This window comes from Micromonospora yongxingensis (assembly GCF_052601155.1).
Window position 1 is genome coordinate 1 of record NZ_JBQXEO010000042.1, and the last position, 19,541, is coordinate 19,541.

The 19,541-nt window shown below is 72.8% G+C and carries 16 protein-coding genes; 7 read left to right on the forward strand and 9 right to left on the reverse strand.

Annotated elements, in window-relative coordinates:
• Nucleotides 1-134: 134 nt before the first annotated feature.
• From ACTWLT_RS30700 to ACTWLT_RS30715, 4 genes are read left to right on the forward strand one after another with little or no spacing between them, the layout of a single operon-like run.
• Complete coding sequence (locus ACTWLT_RS30700) at nt 135-557, forward strand: TOBE domain-containing protein (protein WP_445321357.1); 423 nt, start codon at nt 135-137, stop codon at nt 555-557.
• Nucleotides 554-1,342 carry a molybdate ABC transporter substrate-binding protein gene (gene modA / locus ACTWLT_RS30705; protein ID WP_445321358.1) on the forward strand — a complete coding sequence of 263 codons (789 nt, stop codon included), beginning with the start codon at nt 554-556 and terminating at the stop codon, nt 1,340-1,342. The genes ACTWLT_RS30700 and modA overlap by 4 nt, the downstream gene beginning before the upstream one ends.
• Complete coding sequence (locus ACTWLT_RS30710; protein ID WP_445321359.1) at nt 1,339-2,148, forward strand: ABC transporter permease; 810 nt, start codon at nt 1,339-1,341, stop codon at nt 2,146-2,148. Before modA ends, ACTWLT_RS30710 begins: the two co-directional genes overlap by 4 nt.
• Entirely contained in the window at nt 2,145-3,212 is a 1,068-nt protein-coding gene (locus tag ACTWLT_RS30715; protein ID WP_445321360.1) for an ABC transporter ATP-binding protein, read from the forward strand. The genes ACTWLT_RS30710 and ACTWLT_RS30715 overlap by 4 nt, the downstream gene beginning before the upstream one ends.
• A 64-nt stretch (nt 3,213-3,276) precedes the next feature.
• Here the strand turns inward: ACTWLT_RS30715 and ACTWLT_RS30720 are convergent, their stop codons facing one another.
• The 4 genes from ACTWLT_RS30720 to ACTWLT_RS30735 all read right to left on the reverse strand — a co-directional run bounded on the left by ACTWLT_RS30720 (nt 3,277) and on the right by ACTWLT_RS30735 (nt 6,162).
• A complete protein-coding gene (locus tag ACTWLT_RS30720; protein ID WP_252415476.1) occupies nt 3,277-3,690 on the reverse strand; it encodes a type II toxin-antitoxin system Phd/YefM family antitoxin in 414 nt (137 codons plus the stop codon).
• A 56-nt stretch (nt 3,691-3,746) separates the two neighbouring features.
• Entirely contained in the window at nt 3,747-4,304 is a 558-nt protein-coding gene (locus ACTWLT_RS30725) for a GNAT family N-acetyltransferase (protein WP_445321361.1), read from the reverse strand.
• Between the two features lie 118 nt (nt 4,305-4,422).
• Nucleotides 4,423-4,893: a hypothetical protein gene (locus ACTWLT_RS30730; protein WP_445321362.1), complete on the reverse strand. Its 471-nt coding sequence runs from the start codon at nt 4,891-4,893 to the stop codon at nt 4,423-4,425.
• 33 nt (nt 4,894-4,926) lie between these two features.
• On the reverse strand, nt 4,927-6,162 hold the full coding sequence (locus ACTWLT_RS30735) for a hypothetical protein (protein ID WP_445321363.1): 1,236 nt from the start codon (nt 6,160-6,162) through the stop codon (nt 4,927-4,929).
• Nucleotides 6,163-6,346: 184 nt separating this feature from the next.
• Here ACTWLT_RS30735 and ACTWLT_RS30740 point away from each other — a divergent pair, with 184 nt between their 5' ends.
• Both ACTWLT_RS30740 and ACTWLT_RS30745 read left to right on the forward strand, forming a co-directional pair.
• On the forward strand, nt 6,347-7,906 hold the full coding sequence (locus tag ACTWLT_RS30740; protein WP_445321364.1) for an NAD(P)/FAD-dependent oxidoreductase: 1,560 nt from the start codon (nt 6,347-6,349) through the stop codon (nt 7,904-7,906).
• Nucleotides 7,907-8,047: 141 nt separating this feature from the next.
• Nucleotides 8,048-11,512 (forward strand): ThuA domain-containing protein, encoded by a 3,465-nt coding sequence (locus ACTWLT_RS30745; RefSeq protein WP_445321365.1) that lies wholly within the window; start codon nt 8,048-8,050, stop codon nt 11,510-11,512.
• 61 nt (nt 11,513-11,573) lie between these two features.
• Here ACTWLT_RS30745 and ACTWLT_RS30750 read toward each other — a convergent pair whose 3' ends face one another.
• Entirely contained in the window at nt 11,574-14,639 is a 3,066-nt protein-coding gene (locus tag ACTWLT_RS30750; protein WP_445321366.1) for a S8 family serine peptidase, read from the reverse strand.
• A 249-nt stretch (nt 14,640-14,888) separates the two neighbouring features.
• On the opposite strand from ACTWLT_RS30750, the gene ACTWLT_RS30755 reads away from it, so the two are divergent.
• Nucleotides 14,889-15,233, forward strand: coding sequence for a cupin domain-containing protein (locus tag ACTWLT_RS30755; RefSeq protein ID WP_445321367.1), 345 nt, complete (start codon nt 14,889-14,891; stop codon nt 15,231-15,233).
• Between the two features lie 32 nt (nt 15,234-15,265).
• Here ACTWLT_RS30755 and ACTWLT_RS30760 read toward each other — a convergent pair whose 3' ends face one another.
• The 4 genes from ACTWLT_RS30760 to ACTWLT_RS30775 are packed head-to-tail and all read right to left on the reverse strand — an operon-like array spanning nt 15,266 to nt 19,539.
• Nucleotides 15,266-16,438 (reverse strand): SLC5/6 family protein, encoded by a 1,173-nt coding sequence (locus tag ACTWLT_RS30760; RefSeq protein WP_445321368.1) that lies wholly within the window; start codon nt 16,436-16,438, stop codon nt 15,266-15,268.
• Nucleotides 16,431-17,228 carry a sugar phosphate isomerase/epimerase family protein gene (locus tag ACTWLT_RS30765; protein WP_445321380.1) on the reverse strand — a complete coding sequence of 266 codons (798 nt, stop codon included), beginning with the start codon at nt 17,226-17,228 and terminating at the stop codon, nt 16,431-16,433. The genes ACTWLT_RS30760 and ACTWLT_RS30765 overlap by 8 nt, the downstream gene beginning before the upstream one ends.
• A gap of 5 nt (nt 17,229-17,233) precedes the next feature.
• A complete protein-coding gene (locus ACTWLT_RS30770) occupies nt 17,234-18,391 on the reverse strand; it encodes a dihydrodipicolinate synthase family protein (protein WP_445321369.1) in 1,158 nt (385 codons plus the stop codon).
• Nucleotides 18,388-19,539, reverse strand: coding sequence for a Gfo/Idh/MocA family protein (locus ACTWLT_RS30775; protein ID WP_252415468.1), 1,152 nt, complete (start codon nt 19,537-19,539; stop codon nt 18,388-18,390). The genes ACTWLT_RS30770 and ACTWLT_RS30775 overlap by 4 nt, the downstream gene beginning before the upstream one ends.
• Nucleotides 19,540-19,541 lie beyond the last annotated feature (2 nt).

Consider the following 19,541-nt stretch of genomic DNA (forward strand, 5'->3'; position numbering starts at 1 on the left):
GGTCTCGCAGCTGGCGACCCCCCCCCGCGGCCACAGACGAGACCGCAGATGCGGCCGACACAACCCCTGTGGTACGCGAAAACCAGCCATCCCGCCCTTCCGTCCTCGCAGGTGCGGGCGCTAGGGTGAGCGCCGTGACGATGTTCCGGATCGGCGAGGCGGCCGACCTGCTCGGCGTCAGCGCCGACACGATCCGCCGCTGGGTGGACGCCGGGCGGCTGCCGGCCGGGCGGGACGGGCACGGCCACCGGGTCATCGACGGCGTCGACCTGGCGGGCTTCGCCCGCGCGCAGGCGTCCGACCCGGACGCGGGCGCCGAGCTCTCCTCGGCCCGCAACCGGTTGCGCGGCATCGTCGTCGACGTCCGCAAGGACACCGTGATGGCCCAGGTCGACATCCAGGCCGGTCCCTTCCGGATCGTGTCGCTGATGAGCCGGGAGGCGGTCGACGAGCTGGATCTGCGGGTCGGGTCGGTGGCCGTCGCCGTGATCAAGTCGACCACGGTGGTGGTGGAGCGGGTGGCACCCGCTCCGGCTCGGGGACGGACCACCGGATGAGCGGACGCCGACTACGCGCCGCGCTGGCCGCCGTGGTCGCGGCGGCCGGGCTCGCGGTTTCCGGCTGCGCCCCGGACGAGGCCCCGCAGGCCGCCGCGGACGGCCGGGTCACCGGCACGGTGACGGTGTTCGCCGCCGCGTCGCTGACCGAGTCGTTCACCCGCATCGGCAGGGATTTCGAGGCCGCCAACCCGGGCAGTTCGGTGACGCTCAACTTCGCGGGCAGCTCCGCCCTGGCCAACCAGATCAACCAGGGTGCGCCGGCGGACGTGTTCGCCTCGGCCGCCCCGGCCCCCATGACCACGGTGACCGAGGCCGGCAACGCCGACGGCACGCCGAGCAGCTTCGCCCGCAACCAACTGGTGATCGCGGTGCCCCGGGGCAACCCGAAGGGGGTGACCGGGCTCGCCGACCTGACCCGGCCGGGGGTGAAGGTGGCGCTCTGCACCGACCAGGTGCCCTGCGGGGCGGCTGCCCGGACGGCGCTGGACGCCGCCGGCGTCGCACTGACCCCGGTGACGCTGGAGCAGGACGTCAAGGGCGCGCTGGCCAAGGTGAAGCTCGGCGAGGTCGACGCGGCCCTGGTCTACCGCACCGACGCGCGGGCGGCGACCGCCGAGGTGACCGGCGTGGAGTTTCCCGAGTCTGCGCGGGCGGTCAACGACTACCCGATCGTGGCGCTGAAGGAGGCGCCGAACCCGGCCGGGGCGCGGGCCTTCGTCGCGTACGTCCGTTCGGCGCCGGCACAGGCGGTTCTCGCCGGGGCCGGGTTCCAGGCCCCGTGAGCGTGGTCCTCGATGCCGCCCGTCGGCGCGGACGGGTGCCGGCGGCGCTGCTCATCCCCGCCGGGCTGGGGCTGATCTTCCTCGTCCTGCCGCTGGCCGGTCTGGTCGTCCGGGCGCCCTGGTCCACGCTGCCGCAGCGGCTCACCGAGCCGGGAGCGCTGACGGCGCTGCGACTGTCCGTGCAGACCGCGACCCTCGCCACCGTGCTCTGCCTCCTGCTCGGGGTCCCGCTGGCCTGGCTGCTGGCCAGGGTCGAGTTCCCCGGCCGCCGGCTGGTCCGCGCGCTGGTCACCGTGCCGCTGGTGCTGCCGCCGGTGGTCGGCGGGGTGGCGCTGCTGCTGGTCTTCGGCCGGCGCGGGCTGCTCGGCGGCTGGCTCGACGCCACGTTCGGCATCACCCTGCCCTTCACCACCGCCGGCGTGGTGCTGGCCGAGTCGTTCGTCGCCATGCCGTTCCTGGTGATCGCCGTCGAAGGTGCGCTGCGGGCCGCCGACCACCGCTACGAGGAGGCCGCCGCGACGCTGGGCGCCGGCCGGTGGACCACCTTCACCCTCGTGACCCTGCCCCTGGTGGCGCCGGGGCTGGCCGCCGGCGCGGTGCTCTGCTGGGCCCGGGCGCTCGGAGAGTTCGGCGCCACCATCACCTTCGCCGGCAACTACCCCGGCCGGACGCAGACCATGCCGCTCGCCGTCTACCTGGCGTTGGAGACGGACCTGGAATCGGCGATCGTGCTCAGCCTGGTGCTGCTCATCGTCTCGGTGGGCATCCTGGCCGCGCTGCGCGACCGCTGGATCACCGGCCCATGACCACGCCGCTGCTCGACGCCCGGCTCGTCGTCGACCGGGACGCCTTCCGGCTCGACGTGCCGTTGCGGGTCGCGCCCGGCGAGGTGGTCGCGCTGCTCGGGCCGAACGGTGCCGGAAAGACCACCGCGCTGCGCGCGCTGGCCGGGCTGCAGCCACTCACCGCGGGGCACGTCACCCTCGACGGCGTCGACCTGGACCGGCCGGCGAGCCGGGGCTGGATCCCCACCGAACGCCGGCCGATCGGCGTGGTCTTCCAGGACTACCTGCTCTTTCCGCACCTGAGCGCCCTGGACAACGTGGCCTTCGGCCCGCGCCGGCACGGCGTCGACCGGCGGGCGGCGCGGGCGACCGCCCGGGACTGGCTCGGCCGGGTGGGGCTGACCGGGCAGGCGGACCGCCGCCCCCGGCAGCTCTCCGGCGGGCAGGCCCAGCGGGTGGCACTGGCCCGGGCGCTGGCCGTCGAGCCGGCGCTGCTGCTGCTGGACGAGCCACTCGCCGCGCTGGACGCCCGCACCCGGTTGGACACCCGCGCGGAGCTGCACCGCCACCTGTCCGCCCATCCCGGGGCGACGGTGCTGGTCACCCACGACCCGCTGGACGCGCTGGCGCTGGCCGACCGGCTCGTCATCGTCGAAGGCGGGCGGGTGGTGCAGGAGGGCGACGGGCCGAGCGTCACGGCCCGCCCGCGCACCGACTACGTGGCCCGGCTGGTCGGGCTGAACCTCTACCGGGGCCGGGCCGAGGGGCACGGCGTACGCGTCGCGCCCGAGCTGTCCCTCACCGTCGCCGACCGCCTGGACGGCGAGGCGTTCGTCGCGTTCCGCCCGACGGCGGTGGCCCTGCACCCGAGCAGACCCGACGGCAGCCCACGCAACACCTGGGCCGGCACCGTCGCCGGTGTCCAGCGGCACGGCGACAACGTGCGGGTGCAGGTGGACGGACCGATCGGGGTGGCGGCGGACGTCACCCCGGCCGCCGCCGCCCAACTGCGGCTGATCCCCGGCCAGCGGGTGTGGGTGGCGGTCAAGGCGACCGAGACGCACGCCTACCCGGCGACCGGCTGACCCCGATTTCCGCGCGGATGCGGTGGCCCCGCGTCGGCCTGTGGGTGGCCGGGCCAGCAGCGGGTCAGCCGGCGAGCAGGTCGGCGTGCGCGGCGCGCAGCCGGGCCAGCGCCGGGTCGCTGCCGGGAACGACCCGCCGGTCCAGCTCGGCCCACGCCTCGGCCAACGCCGCGCGGACGGCGGCCAGCTCGGCGGCGTGCCGGTGACTGCTGCGTCGGTGCTGCTCGTCGAGCCGGCGAGCCCAGCCGGCGGTGACGGCGGCGAGACGGTCGGCGTCGGCGCGGGCCTGCGCGCCGCTGCGGGCGGCGGAGGCCGGGACGATCGCGGCGACCGGGCGGGGATCACCATCGCGGGTGACGATGGTGACCGCGTCGGTCAGCTCGGCCAGCGCGACGAGCTGGCTGAACCGGGTGCGCGCCTCGCGCAGCGGCACGGAGCGCGGCGGGTCGGGGTGCGGGGTGAGCGCGGGGACGGCCATGGATGCATGGTGCCGCCGGGGTACGACAGAACCGGCCGTCGTCAGTGGACGGTGGGCTACCGGACGGCCGGCCCGGCCAGCCACTCGTCGGCCAGCACCGACCAGACCTCGAGGTCGATCCGCCCCTGCGGGCTCGGGTAGAGCTGGCGCAGCGTGCCGTCGTGGCGCATGCCGAGCCGGCGGGCCAGTGCGATGCTGCGGGCGTTCTCGGCGTTGGTGCGCCACTCCACCCGGTGGATGCCGCGCTCGCGTACCGCCCAGTCGACGATCCGGCGGACCGCCGGCGCGACCAGCCCGCGCCCCTGCGCCGCCGGCTCCACCCAGCAGCCCACCTCGCAGACGCCCAGATCCGCGTCGAACGACACGAACATGACGCCGCCGACCAGTGTGCCGCGCCACCACAGGCCCCAGATGCCGCCGGCGTCGCGGGCCCAGCGGTCGGCGTACCGCTGGAGCACCGCCCGGGCCGAGGGCAGGTCGGTGGCGACGAAGGACGGCGACACCCAGGGCTGGATGTGCTCCCGGGCCCGGTCCAGATTGGCGAGGAACTCCTCGGCCCGCCAGGGGTCCAGCGGGCGCAGCTCGGCCTCCTCGGTCAGCGGCAGGGCGAACACCGGGCCTCCAGGGGTGCGGTTCAGATCTCGGGTAGCAGGTTCGCACAGGCCCTTCGATCGGGCCCGGGCCGGGGCACGGCAGGGCGCTGCGGCGACATCTTCCCGGGACCCGCGAGGATCACCAGGCCCCGCGGTGGGACCCAGCCGCTCGGTCCGGCAGGTGGGTACGCAGGGCGGCGAACTGGGCCACGGTCAGGTACGAGGGGTTGGCCGCCTGCGGCTGGCGGAACACCTCCAGGTCGGCGAGCCGGTCGTCGGCGCGCAGCCGCAGCCGGGGCACCCGGTCCTGCTCTCCGAGGATGGGCAGGTCCAGTGGCACCGACCAGGGCTGCCCCGGCGGTCCCGGTTCGGCCGCACCGGTGACCCGGCCGACCCCCCACACCCCGTACGGCAGGCGGCCGCGGCTGCCACTGGCCCAGAAGACGACCGGCTGCGCGGCACGCATCAGCCGCGCCCGGTAGCCGGGACGTACGCACCAGCTGGTCACCAGGGGCTCGCGGGCGAAGCGGGCGGTCAGGTCGACGGTGTCGGCGTTGCCCTTGATCAGCCAGGCGCCCAGGTCGTCGAGGCGCACCCGTGGCTCGGTCATCGACCCATCCTGCCCGGCGAGCCGGGGGCCCAATCAGATGATCATGTGTGTCCAGTAGGTGAGCCAGAGGACGAACAGCGCGCCCTGCACCAGGGCGAGGGTCGCGGTCAGCCACACGTCGACGGTGGCGCGGCGCGCCCACCGGGCCAGCACCAGCGCCACCGGGAACGCGGCGAGCAGGTAGCGCAGCAGGCTCTTGTAGACCGGCGGGCCCATCGAGAGCGGCACCAGCACCATGAGCACGCCGTACACCAGGTAGGCCAGCTCGCGGCGGCGGAACCCGGCGACCAGCACGGCCAGCACGGCCACGGCGAACCAGACCCGGGCGGCGTCCCGCGGCTCCCCGGCCAGGCCGCCCAGCAGCACGGGCACCGGGTTCTGCACCCTGATCCCCCACCCGGTCTGCTGGGCGTGCTGGTAGGCGAACCAGTCCCCGCCCCGCCACCGGCAGAACGCCATGAAGGTGAACCAGCCGGCGGGCAGCAGAAGCAGCGGCCAGCCGATCCGCAGGTAGCCGAGCAGGGCGCGCGGGCCGAGCCGCCAGTCGTGCTGGCGCAGCAGCACCAGCGCCAGTGGCAGCGCGACGACGAAGCCGACCGAGCGGCTCATCGCCAGGAAGTAGCCGAGCACGCCGACCAGCAGCCACTGGCGGCGCTCCGCGTGGTAGAACGCGGCCAGCGCGAGGCAGACGAAGAGCGATTCGGTCAGCGCGGCCTGGAACAAAAACGCGGTGGGCAGCAGCACCAGGTACCGGGTGAACCGGCGGGCGGCGTCCGGGTCTCCGAGCAGCAGCTCGGCCAGCCGGTAGCCGTACCAGAGGGCCAGGAGGAAGGTGACGTTGCTGATCAGCAGCAGGGCCAGGGCGTTGTCGCCGCCGAGCAGCGCGCCGACCGGCCGGGCGAGGAACGGGTAGAGCAGCGGGAAGCCGAAGTCCGTCCACCGTCCGGTCAGCGGCAGCTCGCTCAGCCGCAGGTAGAGCATCGCGTCCCAGGCGAACCACAGGGAGATCCACCGGTGCCCGGAGATCTCCCGCTGCTGCGTCCACATCAACGTCTCGTCGGCCGGCGGCGCGCCGGGGATGTCGTCCCAGGCGTGCAGGACCAGCAGCCCGACCAGGGTGAGCAGCAGCTTCGCGCCGAGGAAGAGGCCGAGCAGGTAGGGCCAGGGCTCGGGCACCCGGCGAGCCAGCCGCGACGCGGCCCGGCCCGCCCCGGCCACACGGACGGCCAGCGCCGGGGTGCGCCCCTGGCCGCTCCGCCACCGGCGCATCCGCTTCGCTCCCCCGGTCCGCCCACCGGCGCACCCGCCGCGGGGGTGCCGCCCCTCCTGTTGTACGCCGCAGCCCGCCCCGCCGGAGCGGAAACGGTCACGACCAGCGCCTTTCCGAGGGTGATGTCTGCCGCAGAACGGGTACGCGCCGCGCCTCAACCACGGCGGGCAGGAGTGCGGGGGCATGAGCGAGCAGCAGGGCACGGTGGTCATCGGTGCGGGGCCGGCGGGGCTCACGGCGGCGTACGAACTGCTCCGTCACGGGTTGCCGGTACGGGTCTTCGAGGCCGACGAGGTGGTCGGCGGCATCAGCCGGACGGTGGAGCGCGACGGGTGGCGTTTCGACATCGGTGGGCACCGCTTCTTCACGAAGGTGCCCCGGGTGGAGGCGTTCTGGCACGAGATCCTGCCGGACGAGGACTTCCTGACCCGACCGCGGATGAGCCGGATCTTCTACCGGGGGGCGCTGTTCAACTACCCGTTGAGCGCGGCGAACGCGCTGCGTAACCTCGGCGTGCCGGAGGCGGCCCGCTGCCTGGGCTCGTACGCCCGGGCCCGGCTGCGCCCGCCGCGGGACCAGTCGCACTTCGAGGGCTGGGTGTCGGCCCGGTTCGGCTGGCGGTTGTACTCGATCTTCTTCAAGACGTACACGGAGAAGGTCTGGGGCATGCCGGCGGACCGGTTGCAGGCGGACTGGGCGGCGCAGCGGATCAAGAACCTGTCCCTGGCCAAGGCGATCCGCAACGCGGTGCTGCCCCGGCGGTACCGCACGGACGTGACGAGTCTGATCGAGCAGTTCCAGTACCCCAAGTACGGGCCGGGGATGATGTGGGAGCGCTGCGCCGAGCAGGTCCGTGACCGTGGTGGGGAGTTGTCGACGGGCACCTGGGTCACCGCCGTGCACCGTGACCCGGAGCGACGGCGGGCGACCAGCGTGACGGTCAACGGCGTGGGCGGGCAGCGCACCACACCGGCCGACCACGTGATCTCGTCGATGCCGATCTCGGAGCTGGTGACCGCGCTGCGCCCGCCGCCGCCGCCGGAGGTGCTGGCCTGCGCCGCCGACCTGCGCTACCGGGACTTCCTGACGGTGGCGCTGGTGGTGCCGGCCGAGTTCTCGTTCCCCGACAACTGGATCTACGTGCACGACCCCGGCGTGCGGGTGGGCCGGATCCAGAACTTCGGCTCCTGGTCGCCCTACCTGGTGAAGGACGGCCGCACCTGCCTGGGCCTGGAGTACTTCGTGTTCGAGGACGACGAGATGTGGCGTACCCCGGACGCCGACCTGGTGGCCCTGGCGACCGCGGAGCTGGAGCGGCTGGGCCTGGCCCGGCCGGGCGTGGTGGAGGCGGGTTACGTGGTGCGGATGCCGAAGGCGTACCCGGTGTACGACGAGCGCTACCAGCACAACGTGGACGTGATCCGGGCCTGGCTGGCCGAGGCGGTGCCGAACGTGCACCCGGTGGGGCGTAACGGCATGCACCGCTACAACAACCAGGACCACTCGATGCTGACGGCGATGCTCACGGCGGAGAACATCGCCACCGGCAGCACACACGACGTCTGGTCGGTGAACGTGGAGCAGGACTACCACGAGCAGTCCAGCGACGGCGACGGGCGCCGGGGCACGGGCCGGGACGCGCCGGTGCTGCCGAGCCGGATCATCACGGCCCCGATCGCCGCGCCCGAGGGCGTCGGTGTCACCGGGGACGGCGACCGGCCGGCGCAGGTGCCGCTGAGCTGACGGCACCGGCGAAGCCGGGACGATCGGGTCAGGAAACCGCTTACCTTTGGACTATTGACGGTCATCACTGGCTGTCAGTACCGTGATGCGGGCAGCGAGAAAGCGCTTTCCGCCCCTCACCGTCCAACAGGGAGCGCCCCCATGCCCCGATGCCTCCGCGCGTTCTGCCTCGCCCTGCTCGCCGTCGCCACCGTCCTGAGCACCACCACCGCCCTGCCCGCCGAGGCCGCCCCCCGCTTCCGGGTGCTGGTCTTCTCCAAGATCACCAACTTCTACCACGACTCGATCCCCGCCGGCGTCGCCGCGATCCAGCAGCTCGGCACCACCCACAACTTCGAGGTCGTCGCCACCACCGACGCGGCCGCGTTCACCGACGCCAACCTCGCCACCTTCGACGCCCTGGTGTTCAACAACACCAACTCGACGCCGGCCTCCGGTGACCTGCTCAACGCCAGCCAGCGCGCGGCGTTGCAGACGTTCATCCGCAACGGCGGCGGCTGGGCCGGCCTGCACGCCGCCTCGGCCAGCGAACGCGACTGGCTTTGGTACGAGGGCCTGGTCGGCACCATCTTCGACTACCACCCGGACTTCTCCGCCACCGGCGGCACCTTCCCCGGACGGGTCAAGGTGCTCGACCGGGCGCACCCCTCGACCCGGAACCTGCCGGAACTGTGGGAGCAGAACGAGGAGTGGTACAACTGGCGGACCAATCCGACCGGCAACGTGCACACCCTCGCGCAGATCAAGGTGCGCGACGGGATCCCCGGGATGGACGAGGGCGTCGACCACGCGTACTCCTGGTGTCAGCGCTACGACGGCGGCCGGTCCTGGTTTACCGCCGGTGGGCACGCCAGCTCCCAGTTCAGCGCCCCGACGTTCCTGGAGCACCTGCGCTACGGCATCGAGTGGGCGGCCGGCGCGGTCGCCGGCGACTGCTCGGCCAGCAAGACCAGCAACTTCGAGCGGGTGGGGCTGGTCACCGAAAACCTGGCCGACCCCTTCGAACTGGCTGTCGGCCCGGACCGGAAGGTCTACTACATCCAGCGCACCGGCGCGCTGAAGGTGGTCAACTCCGACACCCTCCAGGTCACCACGCTGCTGGACTTCGCGTACACCTCGGCGATGACCGACCAGTCCGACGGGCTGCTCGGGATGACCCTGGACCGCAACTTCGCCAGCAACGGTTGGATCTACCTGCTCTGGTCGGACAAGACCCTCAAACAGCTCAACCTGTCCCGCTTCACGGTCGCCAACAACAGCGTCGCGCTCTCCTCCGAGAAACGGCTGCTGACCGTCCCCACCTACCGGGGTGAGGGCCGGGCCAACTCGCACATGGGCGGATCGCTGGCCATGGACGCCGCCGGCCGCCTCTACGCCGCGATCGGCGACAACACCGACCCGTTCGCCTCCAGCGGGTACACCCCCATCGACGAGCGCGCCGGCCGGGCCGCCTGGGACGCCCAGGGCACCGCCGGCAACACCAACGACCTGCGCGGCAAGATCCTGCGGATCACCCCGCAGGCCGACGGTACGTACACCGTGCCGAGCGGCAACCTCTTCCCCGCCGGCACCGCGAGGACCAGGCCCGAAATCTACGCGATGGGCATGCGCAACCCGTTCCGGATCAGTGTCGAGCCGCAGACCAACGCGGTGCTGGTGGCCGACTACGGCCCGGACGCCCGCGCCGCCGACCCGAACCGTGGTCCGGAGGGGACGGTCGAGTTCAACCGGATCACCAGCGCCGGCAACTTCGGCTGGCCGTACTGCGTGGGCAACAACATCCCGTTCAACGACTACAACTTCGCCACCAACACCTCGGGGGCGAAGTTCAACTGCGCCGCACCGGTGAACAACTCACCCAACAACACCGGCCTGACCACCCTGCCGTCGGCGAAGTCCGCGCTGGTCTGGTACGCGTACTCCGCCTCCACCCAGTTCCCCGAGCTGGACACCGGCGGTGGCGGGCCGATGAGCGGCCCGGTCTACGACTACGACCCGGCCAACACCCGCACGACGAAGTTCCCGGAGTACTTCGAGGGCAAGTGGATCACCTATGAGCTGACCCGCAGGTGGTTCAAGACGCTGTCGATCCACAAGACGGCCCAGACCTTCAACAACGCGCGCTTCGGCCCGACCGCCGTGGGTGACCTCCAGTCGATCAACGGGATCTTCGGCAACATGAGCTGGATCCAGCCCTTCGAGGCGGAGTTCGGCCCGGACGGGTCGCTCTACGTCATCGACTTCGGCGAGGGCACCGGCAGCGGTCGCGGCGGCAGCAACGCCGGCGCGGGCATCTACCGGATCGACTACGTCGCCAACGGCCGGCCCCCGACCGCGAAGGTCGCCGCCACCCCGGACAGCGGACGTACGCCGCTGGCGGTGACGTTCTCCTCGGCCGGGTCGTCCGCCGGTGACGGGTCGGCGCTCAGCTACGCCTGGGACTTCACCAACGACGGCAGCACCGACTCCACCGCCGCCAACCCGAGCCACACCTACTCGACGGCCGGAAAGCACACCGCCAGGCTGACCGTGCGCAACAGCGGCAACGGGTTGACCGCCACCGCGGTCACCGACGTGGTGGTCGGCAACACCCGGCCCACGGTGACCATCACCGTGCCGGACGGAGGCTTCTTCGACTTCGGCGACAAGATCCCGTACACGGTGACGGTCACCGACCCGGAGGAGACCACCATCGACTGCTCCAAGGTCACGGTGCAGACGCAGCTCGGCCACGACTCGCACGCCCATCCGCTGGACGTCTACACCGGCTGCTCGGGGCTGCTCGCCACCGAGGCCGACGCCGGTGACGGGCACGGGCCGGGGCAGAACCTCTACACCGTGGTCACCGCGCAGTACACCGACGGCGGCGCGGCCGGCGGCGTACCGGCACTGACCGGCTCGACGCGGGCGCAGTTGCAGCCCAAGAGCAAGGAGGCCGAGCACTTCACCGCCCAGTCCGGGATCATCGTGAACGACCGGGCCACCGCCCGCGCCGGCAAGCGGCTCGGCGAGGTCGACCACAACGACTGGGTGGCGTACGGGCCGGTGGACCTGCGCAACGTCGGTTCGGTGACCCTCGGGGTGACCAACGGCGGGCTCGGCGGCACCATCGAGCTGCGGACCGGCTCACCCACCGGCACCCTGATCGGCGCTGCCACCATCGGCTCGACCGGCGGATGGGACAACCTGGTGTCACCCACCGTCACGCTCACCAACAAACCCGCCGGCACCACCACCCTGTACGCGAAGTTCGTCAACGCCGCCCAGGTCGGCGGCACCCCGGACCTGCTGTCGCTGGACTGGCTGCGGTTCAACGGCGCCGGGGTCAAACAGGAACCGGGCGGGACGCTCTCCCTCGCGGCCAACCCGGCCAGCGGCACCGCGCCACTGACCACCGCACTGACCGCCACCGCGACAGCGCCGTCCGGGCAGAGCATCACCGACTACGCGTGGGACTTCGGTGACAACAGCGCCATCACGCACGGGGCGGCGCTGCGGTCGACCGCCCACAGCTACCCCCGCAAGGGGACCTTCACCGCCCGGGTGACGACCACCTACACCAGCGGGGAGACCCGCTCGCTGAACCTGACCATCACGGTCAACTGATGATCGAGCGGTGGCGGGCGGGGGCCACCCCGTCCGCCACCGCCCCACGGTCGACCAGGGGTTACTCCCAGGAACTCTGCTGTGTGTAGACGAGGTTGCCAGGGATGACCGCGCCGTTGGTGCTGTACTCGGTGTACGCCCAGAAGTCACCCGCGGGCAGCGGCCTGTTCGGCTTCAGCGTGAAACCCTGCGTCGCACCACGCTCCGCCGTGGAGGGAAGCGTCAGCGTGGCGCCCGGATACTTCGCGTTCCGGCCGACGATGGCGTGACCGAACTGGAAGTCGACGACCGGACCACCAGGGAACTGTGCGAACACGTACGCCGTGTAGCGCCCCGGTTCGGGCAGGAACTTGTACGCCTGCTCCGCGCTGGTCCAGAACCTGTCACTGCTGTAGATGAGGGTGTCGCCCTTGTACAGGTAGAGGTCCAGGTTCGTGTTCGGGTCGTCGGTGCTGGTCTCGACCATGATCCCGGCGGTGTTCGCCGGCACGGTGAAGTCGAACGTCTTCACTCCGGTGGCACCCGGGTCGAACACGCCGCCGTAGACGCCGGCCGGCATCGAGTACGACGAGCGCCGCATCGGCGTGTAACCGGTGCTGCGACCGGTGAGTGGTCCGGTGAAGCCCGGCTGGATCGAGTCGGACGCCCCGCTGGTCATCCGGCCGAATTCCTCCCCGTCGTCACCGTACGGTCGCGGCATGATTCCCCACGGCCGGGCGGCGACCGGGATCCGGGCGCTGTGGGCCTTGCCGCGCCAGCCGATCGAACCGGTCACGTACCGGTCCCAGGGCGCACTGCCCCGACGCAGCGTGATGGTCACGGTCGCGGACCTGCCGGGCGCCAGCGTCACCGATGCCGGCGACACGGTGACGTTCATGCCGTCCAGCCCGGACACCGACGAGCGGTAGGTCTCCCGCGCCTTGCCCACGTTGGTCAGGGTGCGGGTGAGTGTCACCGGGCGGGTCCCGTCGTACTCGCGCAACGAGATGGCCGGCAGGTTGAGCTCCTTGCCGTCCGGCACGGCCGTCTCGCCGAAGGCGACCAGGTCCGCCGCGGTCGGCTCGATGACCAGACCCGGATCGGTGGCCCCGGCCAGGTTGATGAAACCACTGCCCTGGTCGAGGGGACTGCTGGTGCCGACCGTGTCGGTGGCGGTGGTCCGCAGCGCCGAGGCGACCGCGCCCGGCGACCAGTTCGGATGCGCGGCACGCAGAACCGCCGCCGCGCCGGCCACATACGGCGAGGCCATCGAGGTGCCCGAGTACGCGTCGTACTGCCGTCCGAAGTTACCCGCCGGGGAGACCGCGGCGATGATGTCCGCACCGGGCGCGACCAGGTCCGGTTTGAGGACGCCGACGGCAACCTTGTCCGGGCCGGTGGAGGAGAAGTCCGCGACGCTGGGTACGCCCGGGACGCTGGAGCCGTCACCGCCAGTGCGCAGGGACGCCCGCGCGTCGGTCGGGTGACGCATCAGATAGTTGAACAGCGTGCCGGCCTGCTTCTCGGTCGGCAGGTAGACGACCGGGAAGTTGAAGATCGAGTTGATCCGGTAGTTGCCGACGGGGTCGAAGACCACCATCGCCGCGCCGCCCTTGGCCTTGATCTCGGCGGCGGATCCGAACGTGTCGGACAGCGCGCAGGCGACCACCTTGCCCTTGATCTTGGCGGGGTCGAGGCTGCCCGGCTCGCAGTACACCGCACCCAGGTCCGGTGACCCGGCCTGCTCGCCGAAGACCATCGGCCGTGAGTCGCCACCGGGCAGTGCGTCCAGCGAGCCACCCACGAGCTTCGTGCCGTCGCCCAACGTGACGGTCGCCTCGTCGAGGTTCGTCACCGCCGCGCCCACGGTGGTCACCCAGGGCGCCGCGTTGCTGATCGCCCCGCTCACGATGCCGGTGTTGCCGGCCGAGGCCGCCACGAAGACTCCGGCCAGCGTGGCGTTGAGGAAGGCGATACCGATGGGGGTGTTGGCCTCCCAGTCGCCGAGGTCGCTGCCGATCGAGAAGTTCAGGACCTGCACGCCGTCGGCGACGGCCGCGTCGATGCCGGCGATGATGTCGGCGTCGAAGCCCATGCCGCCCCAGAGCACCTTGTAGACGGCGATCTGGGCGTCCGGCGCCACCCCGGAGACGGGACCGAAGCGCCGACCGTCGATGGTGACGTCCGAGACCGGCAGACCGGCCGCCGTGGACGCGGTGTGCGTACCGTGTCCGGACATGTCGCGGGGAGACAACACCTCGCCCTCGGGCACCGAGCCGCCGCCGGCGAGCCACGTGTCGGCGAAGTAGCGGGCACCGACGATCTTGCCGTTGCAGTGCTCGGCCACGAAGGCCACGCCGGTCTGGCAGGTGCCACGCCAGGTCGCGGGGGCCTGCATCTTCCTGGCGAACGACGCGCTCTCCGGCCAGATGCCGGTGTCCAGGACGCCGATAACCATTCCCGTACCGGTGCCGGGGCCGGGCTGGACCGGCTTGCGGGCAGGACCCCCCGCCGGGGGTTGGTCCGGCGCGGCCGGGGCGGTCGCGGGCGGAGCGCCGGGGGTCGGCGCGGTGGGCGGCGGCGTCCTGGTGCCGAGCGCCTGCGAGGCGGTGACCGCGCGGACGCGCTTGTCCGCCCGCAGCGTGGCCACCTGCTGGGCGGTCAGCTTGGCCGAGAACCCGTTGAAGGCGGTGGCGTACGCCGCCTTGACCTGAATCCCGGCTGCGGCAGCGACGGCGCTGCGCTGCGCGTCGAGGTGTCCGCGGTAGGCCCGTGCCGGTGCCGACGTGACGTCCAGCCGGTCACCCGCGTCCGGACGGGTTCGCGCCAGGCCGGACACGCCACCGGCGTAGGAGGTCAGGGGCTTCTCGGCCAGTTCCACGACGTACATGCCCGAACCGGCGTCCACGGTGGCTCGTTGGCTGGCGGCGTCGCGGCCGTCGGGTCGGCGGTCGGCGCCGTCGGTCAGGGTGACTCTCTTGCCGGACCCGGCGGTGAAGTAGCCGGTGGTGCTGTTCCCGCTGCCCGATGGCCCTGTCGGGGCCGCTGACGCCGAGCCCGCGACGCCGGTTGTGCCGGCGATCACGGCGAGGACCAGCGTCGGTATCGCTGATCTTCGCAGCCTGTTCCCGCTCGTGCTGGTAGCCACGAGACTCCTCTCACGTGCTCCCTTGTGGAGCTGTTCTCATCGATCGCGACCCGCCTATGGGAGCGCTCCCCCACCTAAGTGCTCGACGGTTAACCAATGGTTTGCGCGGTGTTTCGGATCGCTGATGCGTATAAGATCACAAACCTCAGCCGCACCCGTGGACAGTGCCAGGGCATCGCATTCCAGCACACCAACGAACCCGACTCGACGACGGTTCGCCTACTGTCGATGCCGCACTAGGCTTCCGCCATGCTGATCATCGAAGGCGCGGGCCGGTGGACCGCACCCGCCGGGGCCGCCAACGACTGGGTCGAACAGCTGAGAGTGCCGGACCTGTCGGTGGGAACGTACTGCATCCCGGCGGGCGGTCTCGACGATCAGAGCCCGCACACCGAGGACGAGATCTACGTGGTCACCGCGGGGCGGGCCCGGATCGTGACCCCGGACGGCGCGGCCGAGGTGGGCCCGGGTTCGGTGATCTTCGTGCCGGCTGGCGAGGAGCACCGGTTCGACGAGGTGACCGAGGACCTGGCGCTGCTGGTGGTGTTCGGCCCGGCGTACGGCTCGCGCGCTCCGGGTCGGCGAGCCGAGTAGAGCGGCCGAGTTCGCCAGCCCGGAGGTCGGCGTCAGTCGTGAGTGGCCGCGTCTCCTCGCCGCCGCCAGAGCACGGTGCACGCCACAGCCAGGGCCAGCCCGAGCAGCGGCGCGACGCCGACCCCGGTGAGCGTGCAGGCCACCGCCAGCAACGCGGGCGGCACCCAACACCAGGCGGGCACGGTCCGCGGCGCACGGCCACGCCGACGGGCCGCGGCTTCCACGGCCATCGGCACCACCAGCACCGGCAGCGCGGCGGCCAGGAGCGTCAACCAGGGCAGCACGAGGCGGTCGAAACGCGCCACCGCCAGCACCCCGCCGAGCACCGCGACGACCAGCATCGCCGTACGAGCCGGAACGCGGGGAGCCAGGCCGCGGATCGCCAGCGCCCCGGAGTACGTGGTGGTCAGCGCGGCGGCGAAGACCGCCACCGCGACGAACAGATTCGCGTACGCGGCCAGGCCCGAGCCGGCGGCCAGCAGTGCGACCACGTCGGCCGAGCCGGTCCGCAGCCACAGGCCGGCGCCGGCGAGCACCCCGAGCAGCGCGGGCCCGATCAGCAGCCCCACGCACCAGGCCAGGTCCCGCCGCCGGGCGAGGCCGACGCTGAAGTCCGGCGCGCGCAGCGCGAACACCGCCGCGTAGCCGATCAGCGCGGCGGCGTCGGCGAGCCCACCGGCGGCCAGGCGGACCGGCGCACCGGGTGGTGGCAGCACCGTCAGGCACCAACCGACCAGGACCACCGCGCTGAGCGTGGTGAGCACGGCGACCCGGTTGCCGAGCCGGGCCGGCGCCCAGGAGACGGACAGCACCGCCACCTCCAGCAGCACCGGCCCGGCCCAGCCCGGCAGGTGCGTCAGCGCGGCCAGGGAGGCCCCGCCGAGCCCGACGTTGAACCCGTTCCAGCCGACCATCGACACGGCCAGCACCGCCGCCAGCAGCAGCCGCGAGGTGCTCCCCAGATAGGCGGGCAGCACGGCGGTCAGCGTCCCGCCGTCGCCGAGCGGGCGGCGCAGGCCGATCCGGCCCTGCCCCCAGAGCAGCGCCGCCATCAGCACCCCGCCGACCAGCAGCCCGGCCAGCGGCACCGCGCCGCCGTGCCGGGCCGCCATCGCCGCGCCGAGCACCAGCGTGGCGGGCGCGGTGCCGATGCCCAACCACGCTCCGGCCGCCGCCGGCCAACGCCGCTCGGCAGTCTCAGACAACGTGGCGCAGGTAGCCGGCTATCGCCGCGTCCAGCACCTCGGCGCCCGGCCGCGCCCACACCTCGGCGGAGAAGACCTCCACCTCGATCGGGCCGCCGTAGCCGGCCGCGTCGACCGCCTCGCGCAACCGGCGCAGCTCGATGCACCCGTCGCCGGGCAGCGCCCGGCCGAGCAGCACCCCCTCCGGCAGTGGCGTCACCCAGTCGCAGACCTGGAACGCGGCGATCCGGGAACCCGCTCGCGCGATCTGCGCGTACACCGTGTCGTCCCACCAGACGTGATAGGCGTCCACGACCACACCGACCACCGTCGGGTCGAACCGATCGGCGATGTCCAGCGCCTGACCGAGGCTGGCGATCACGCAGCGGTCGGCGGCGAACATCGGGTGCAGCGGCTCGATCGCCAGGCGTACGCCGGCGGCCTCGGCGTGCGGGGCCAGCTCACCGATCGCGTCGGCGACCCGCTGCCGGGCGCCGTCGATGTCCCGGCTGCCCGGCGGCAGCCCGCCGGACACCAGCACCAGCTCCGGGGCGCCCAGCGTGGCCGCCTCCTCGATGGCCCGCAGGTTCTCCCCGCGCCAGTCGTCGGCGGAGAAGAAGCCGCCCCGGCACAGCGAGGTGACGGTCAGACCGGCGTCGCGGACCAGCTTCGCCGAGCGGGCCAACCCGTACCCGGCCACCGGCTCCCGCCAAAGCCCGATGCCCGGCACCCCGGCCGCGACGCAACCGGCCACCACCTCCGGCAACGGCCAGTGCTGGGCGGTGGCCTGGTTGAACGAGAACCGCTCCAGCCCACTCACTGCTGCACCCCCGCCACGGTGAACAGCGCCCGGGCGCGGGCGGCGGCCAGCTCGGCGTCGGGCAGCAACCCGGCGGCGTCGGCCAGGGTGAGCAGGGTGGCCAGGTGCGCCGGAGACCGGCCGGACTGCGCGCCGCCGACCATGGTGAAGTGGTCCTGGTGGCCGGACAGCCAGGCCAGGAACACGATCCCCGTCTTGTAGTGCCAGGTCGGCGCCGCGAACAGGTGCCGGGCCAGCGGGACGGTCGGGGCGAAGATCTCGTCGTACGCGACCAGGTCCCGCCGGTCGAGCGCGGTCAGCGCGGCGGCGGCGGCCGGCGCGATGGCCGCGAACACACCGAGCAGCGCGTCGGAGTGGCCCACCTCGTCGCCCCGGATCAGCTCGGGGTAGTGGAAGTCGTCGCCGGTGTAGAGCCGGACTCCGGCCGGCAGTCTGCGGCGCAGTGCGACCTCCCGCCCGGCGTCGAGCAGCGACACCTTGATGCCGTCCACCCGGGGCTGGTGCGCCTTGATCAGTTCGACCACCGTGTCGGCGGCCAGGTCCAGGTCGACCGCACCCCAGTAGCCGGTCAGCGCCGGGTCGAACATCGGACCCAGCCAGTGCAGCACCACCGGCTCGTCGGCAGCGGTCAGCAGCTCGTCGTACACCCGCAGGTAGTCCTCGGGGCCGCAGGCCGCGGCGGCCAGGTGCCGGCTGCACATCAGCACCGGTCGGGCGCCGGCCGCACGCACGTCGTCGAGCTGCTCCCGGTAGGCGGCGGTGACCTCGGCGAGGGTGGCCGGACCGGCCGGCAGCTGGTCGGTGCCCACTCCGGCGACGATCCGCCCGCCCACCGCGCGGGCTTCGGCGGCGCTGCGGCGGATCAGCTCCCGGGTGGCCGGGTAGTCCAGCCCCATCCCCCGCTGGGCGGTGTCCATCGCCTCGGCCACGCCGAGCCCGTACGACCACAGGTGCCGACGGAAGGCCAGGGTGGTGTCCCAGTCCACCGCCGCTGGCGCGCCGGGGACGTTCTCCGCGCCGGGGTCGGCCACCACGTGCGCGGCGGCGTACGCGATCCGGCTGGTCGCCGGTGCCGCCGGACGGGTGAACCCGCTGCCACCGGCCAGGCGGTGTCGCCGCCCGCCGGGCAGCACGACCTCGGCCGGGCCGGTCACCGGCCCAGCTCCGGCACCTCGACGCGGACACCCTCGCGGGCCGAGCGCAACCCCAGCTCGGCGAGCTGTACGCCGCGCGCGCCGGCCAGGAAGTCCCAGCGGAACGGCTCACCGGCCACGACGTGCCGCAGGAACGCCTCCCACTGCACCTTGAAGCCGTTGTCGAACTCCTCGTTGTCGGGCACCTCGGTCCACTGGGCCCGGAAGTCCTCGGTGACCGGCAGGTCCGGGTTCCACACCGGCTTCGGGGTCACCGCCCGGTGCTGCACCCGACAGCGGCGCAGCCCGGCCACCGCGCTGCCCTCGGTGCCGTCGACCTGGAACTCCACCAGCTCGTCGCGGAACACACGCACGCACCAGGACGAGTTGAGCTGCGCGACCACCCCGCCGTCCAGCTCGAAGATGCCGTACGCGGCGTCGTCGGCGGTGGCCGGATAGGTGCGGCCGTCCTCGTCGACCCGCTCGGGCACGTGGGTGGCCGTCACGCAGGAGACGGCGGCGACCCGGCCGAACAGCTCCTCCAGCACGTAGTGCCAGTGCGGGAACATGTCGACCACGATGCCGCCGCCGTCCTCGGCCCGGTAGTTCCAGGACGGCCGTTGGGCGGGCTGCCAGTCGCCCTCGAAGACCCAGTAGCCGAACTCGCCGCGCACCGAGAGGATCCGGCCGAAGAAGCCGCCGTCGATGAGCCGCTTGAGTTTGCGCAGCCCGGGCAGGAAGAGCTTGTCCTGCACCACGCCGGTGCGTACGCCGGCCGCGTCGGCGGCCCGGGCCAGGTCGAGCGCGCCGGCGGTGTCCTCGGCCAGCGGCTTCTCCGTGTAGATGTGCTTGCCGGCCTCGATCGCCTGCCGGATCGCCTTCTCCCGCTGCTGGGTGACCTGGGCGTCGAAGTAGATCTCCACGTCGTCCCGGGCCAGCGCCGAGGTGAGGTCGGTGGTCCAGTCGGTCAGGCCGTGCCGCTCGGCGAGCTCCCGGAGCTTCGTCTCGTTGCGTCCGACCAGGACCGGCTCCGGCCAGATGGTCGTACCGTCGGCCAACGTCACGCCGCCCGCCTCGCGGATGGCCAGCAGCGAGCGGACGAGATGCTGCCGGTAGCCCATCCGTCCGGTCACGCCGTTGACGATGATGCCGATCGACCTGCGGGTCATGG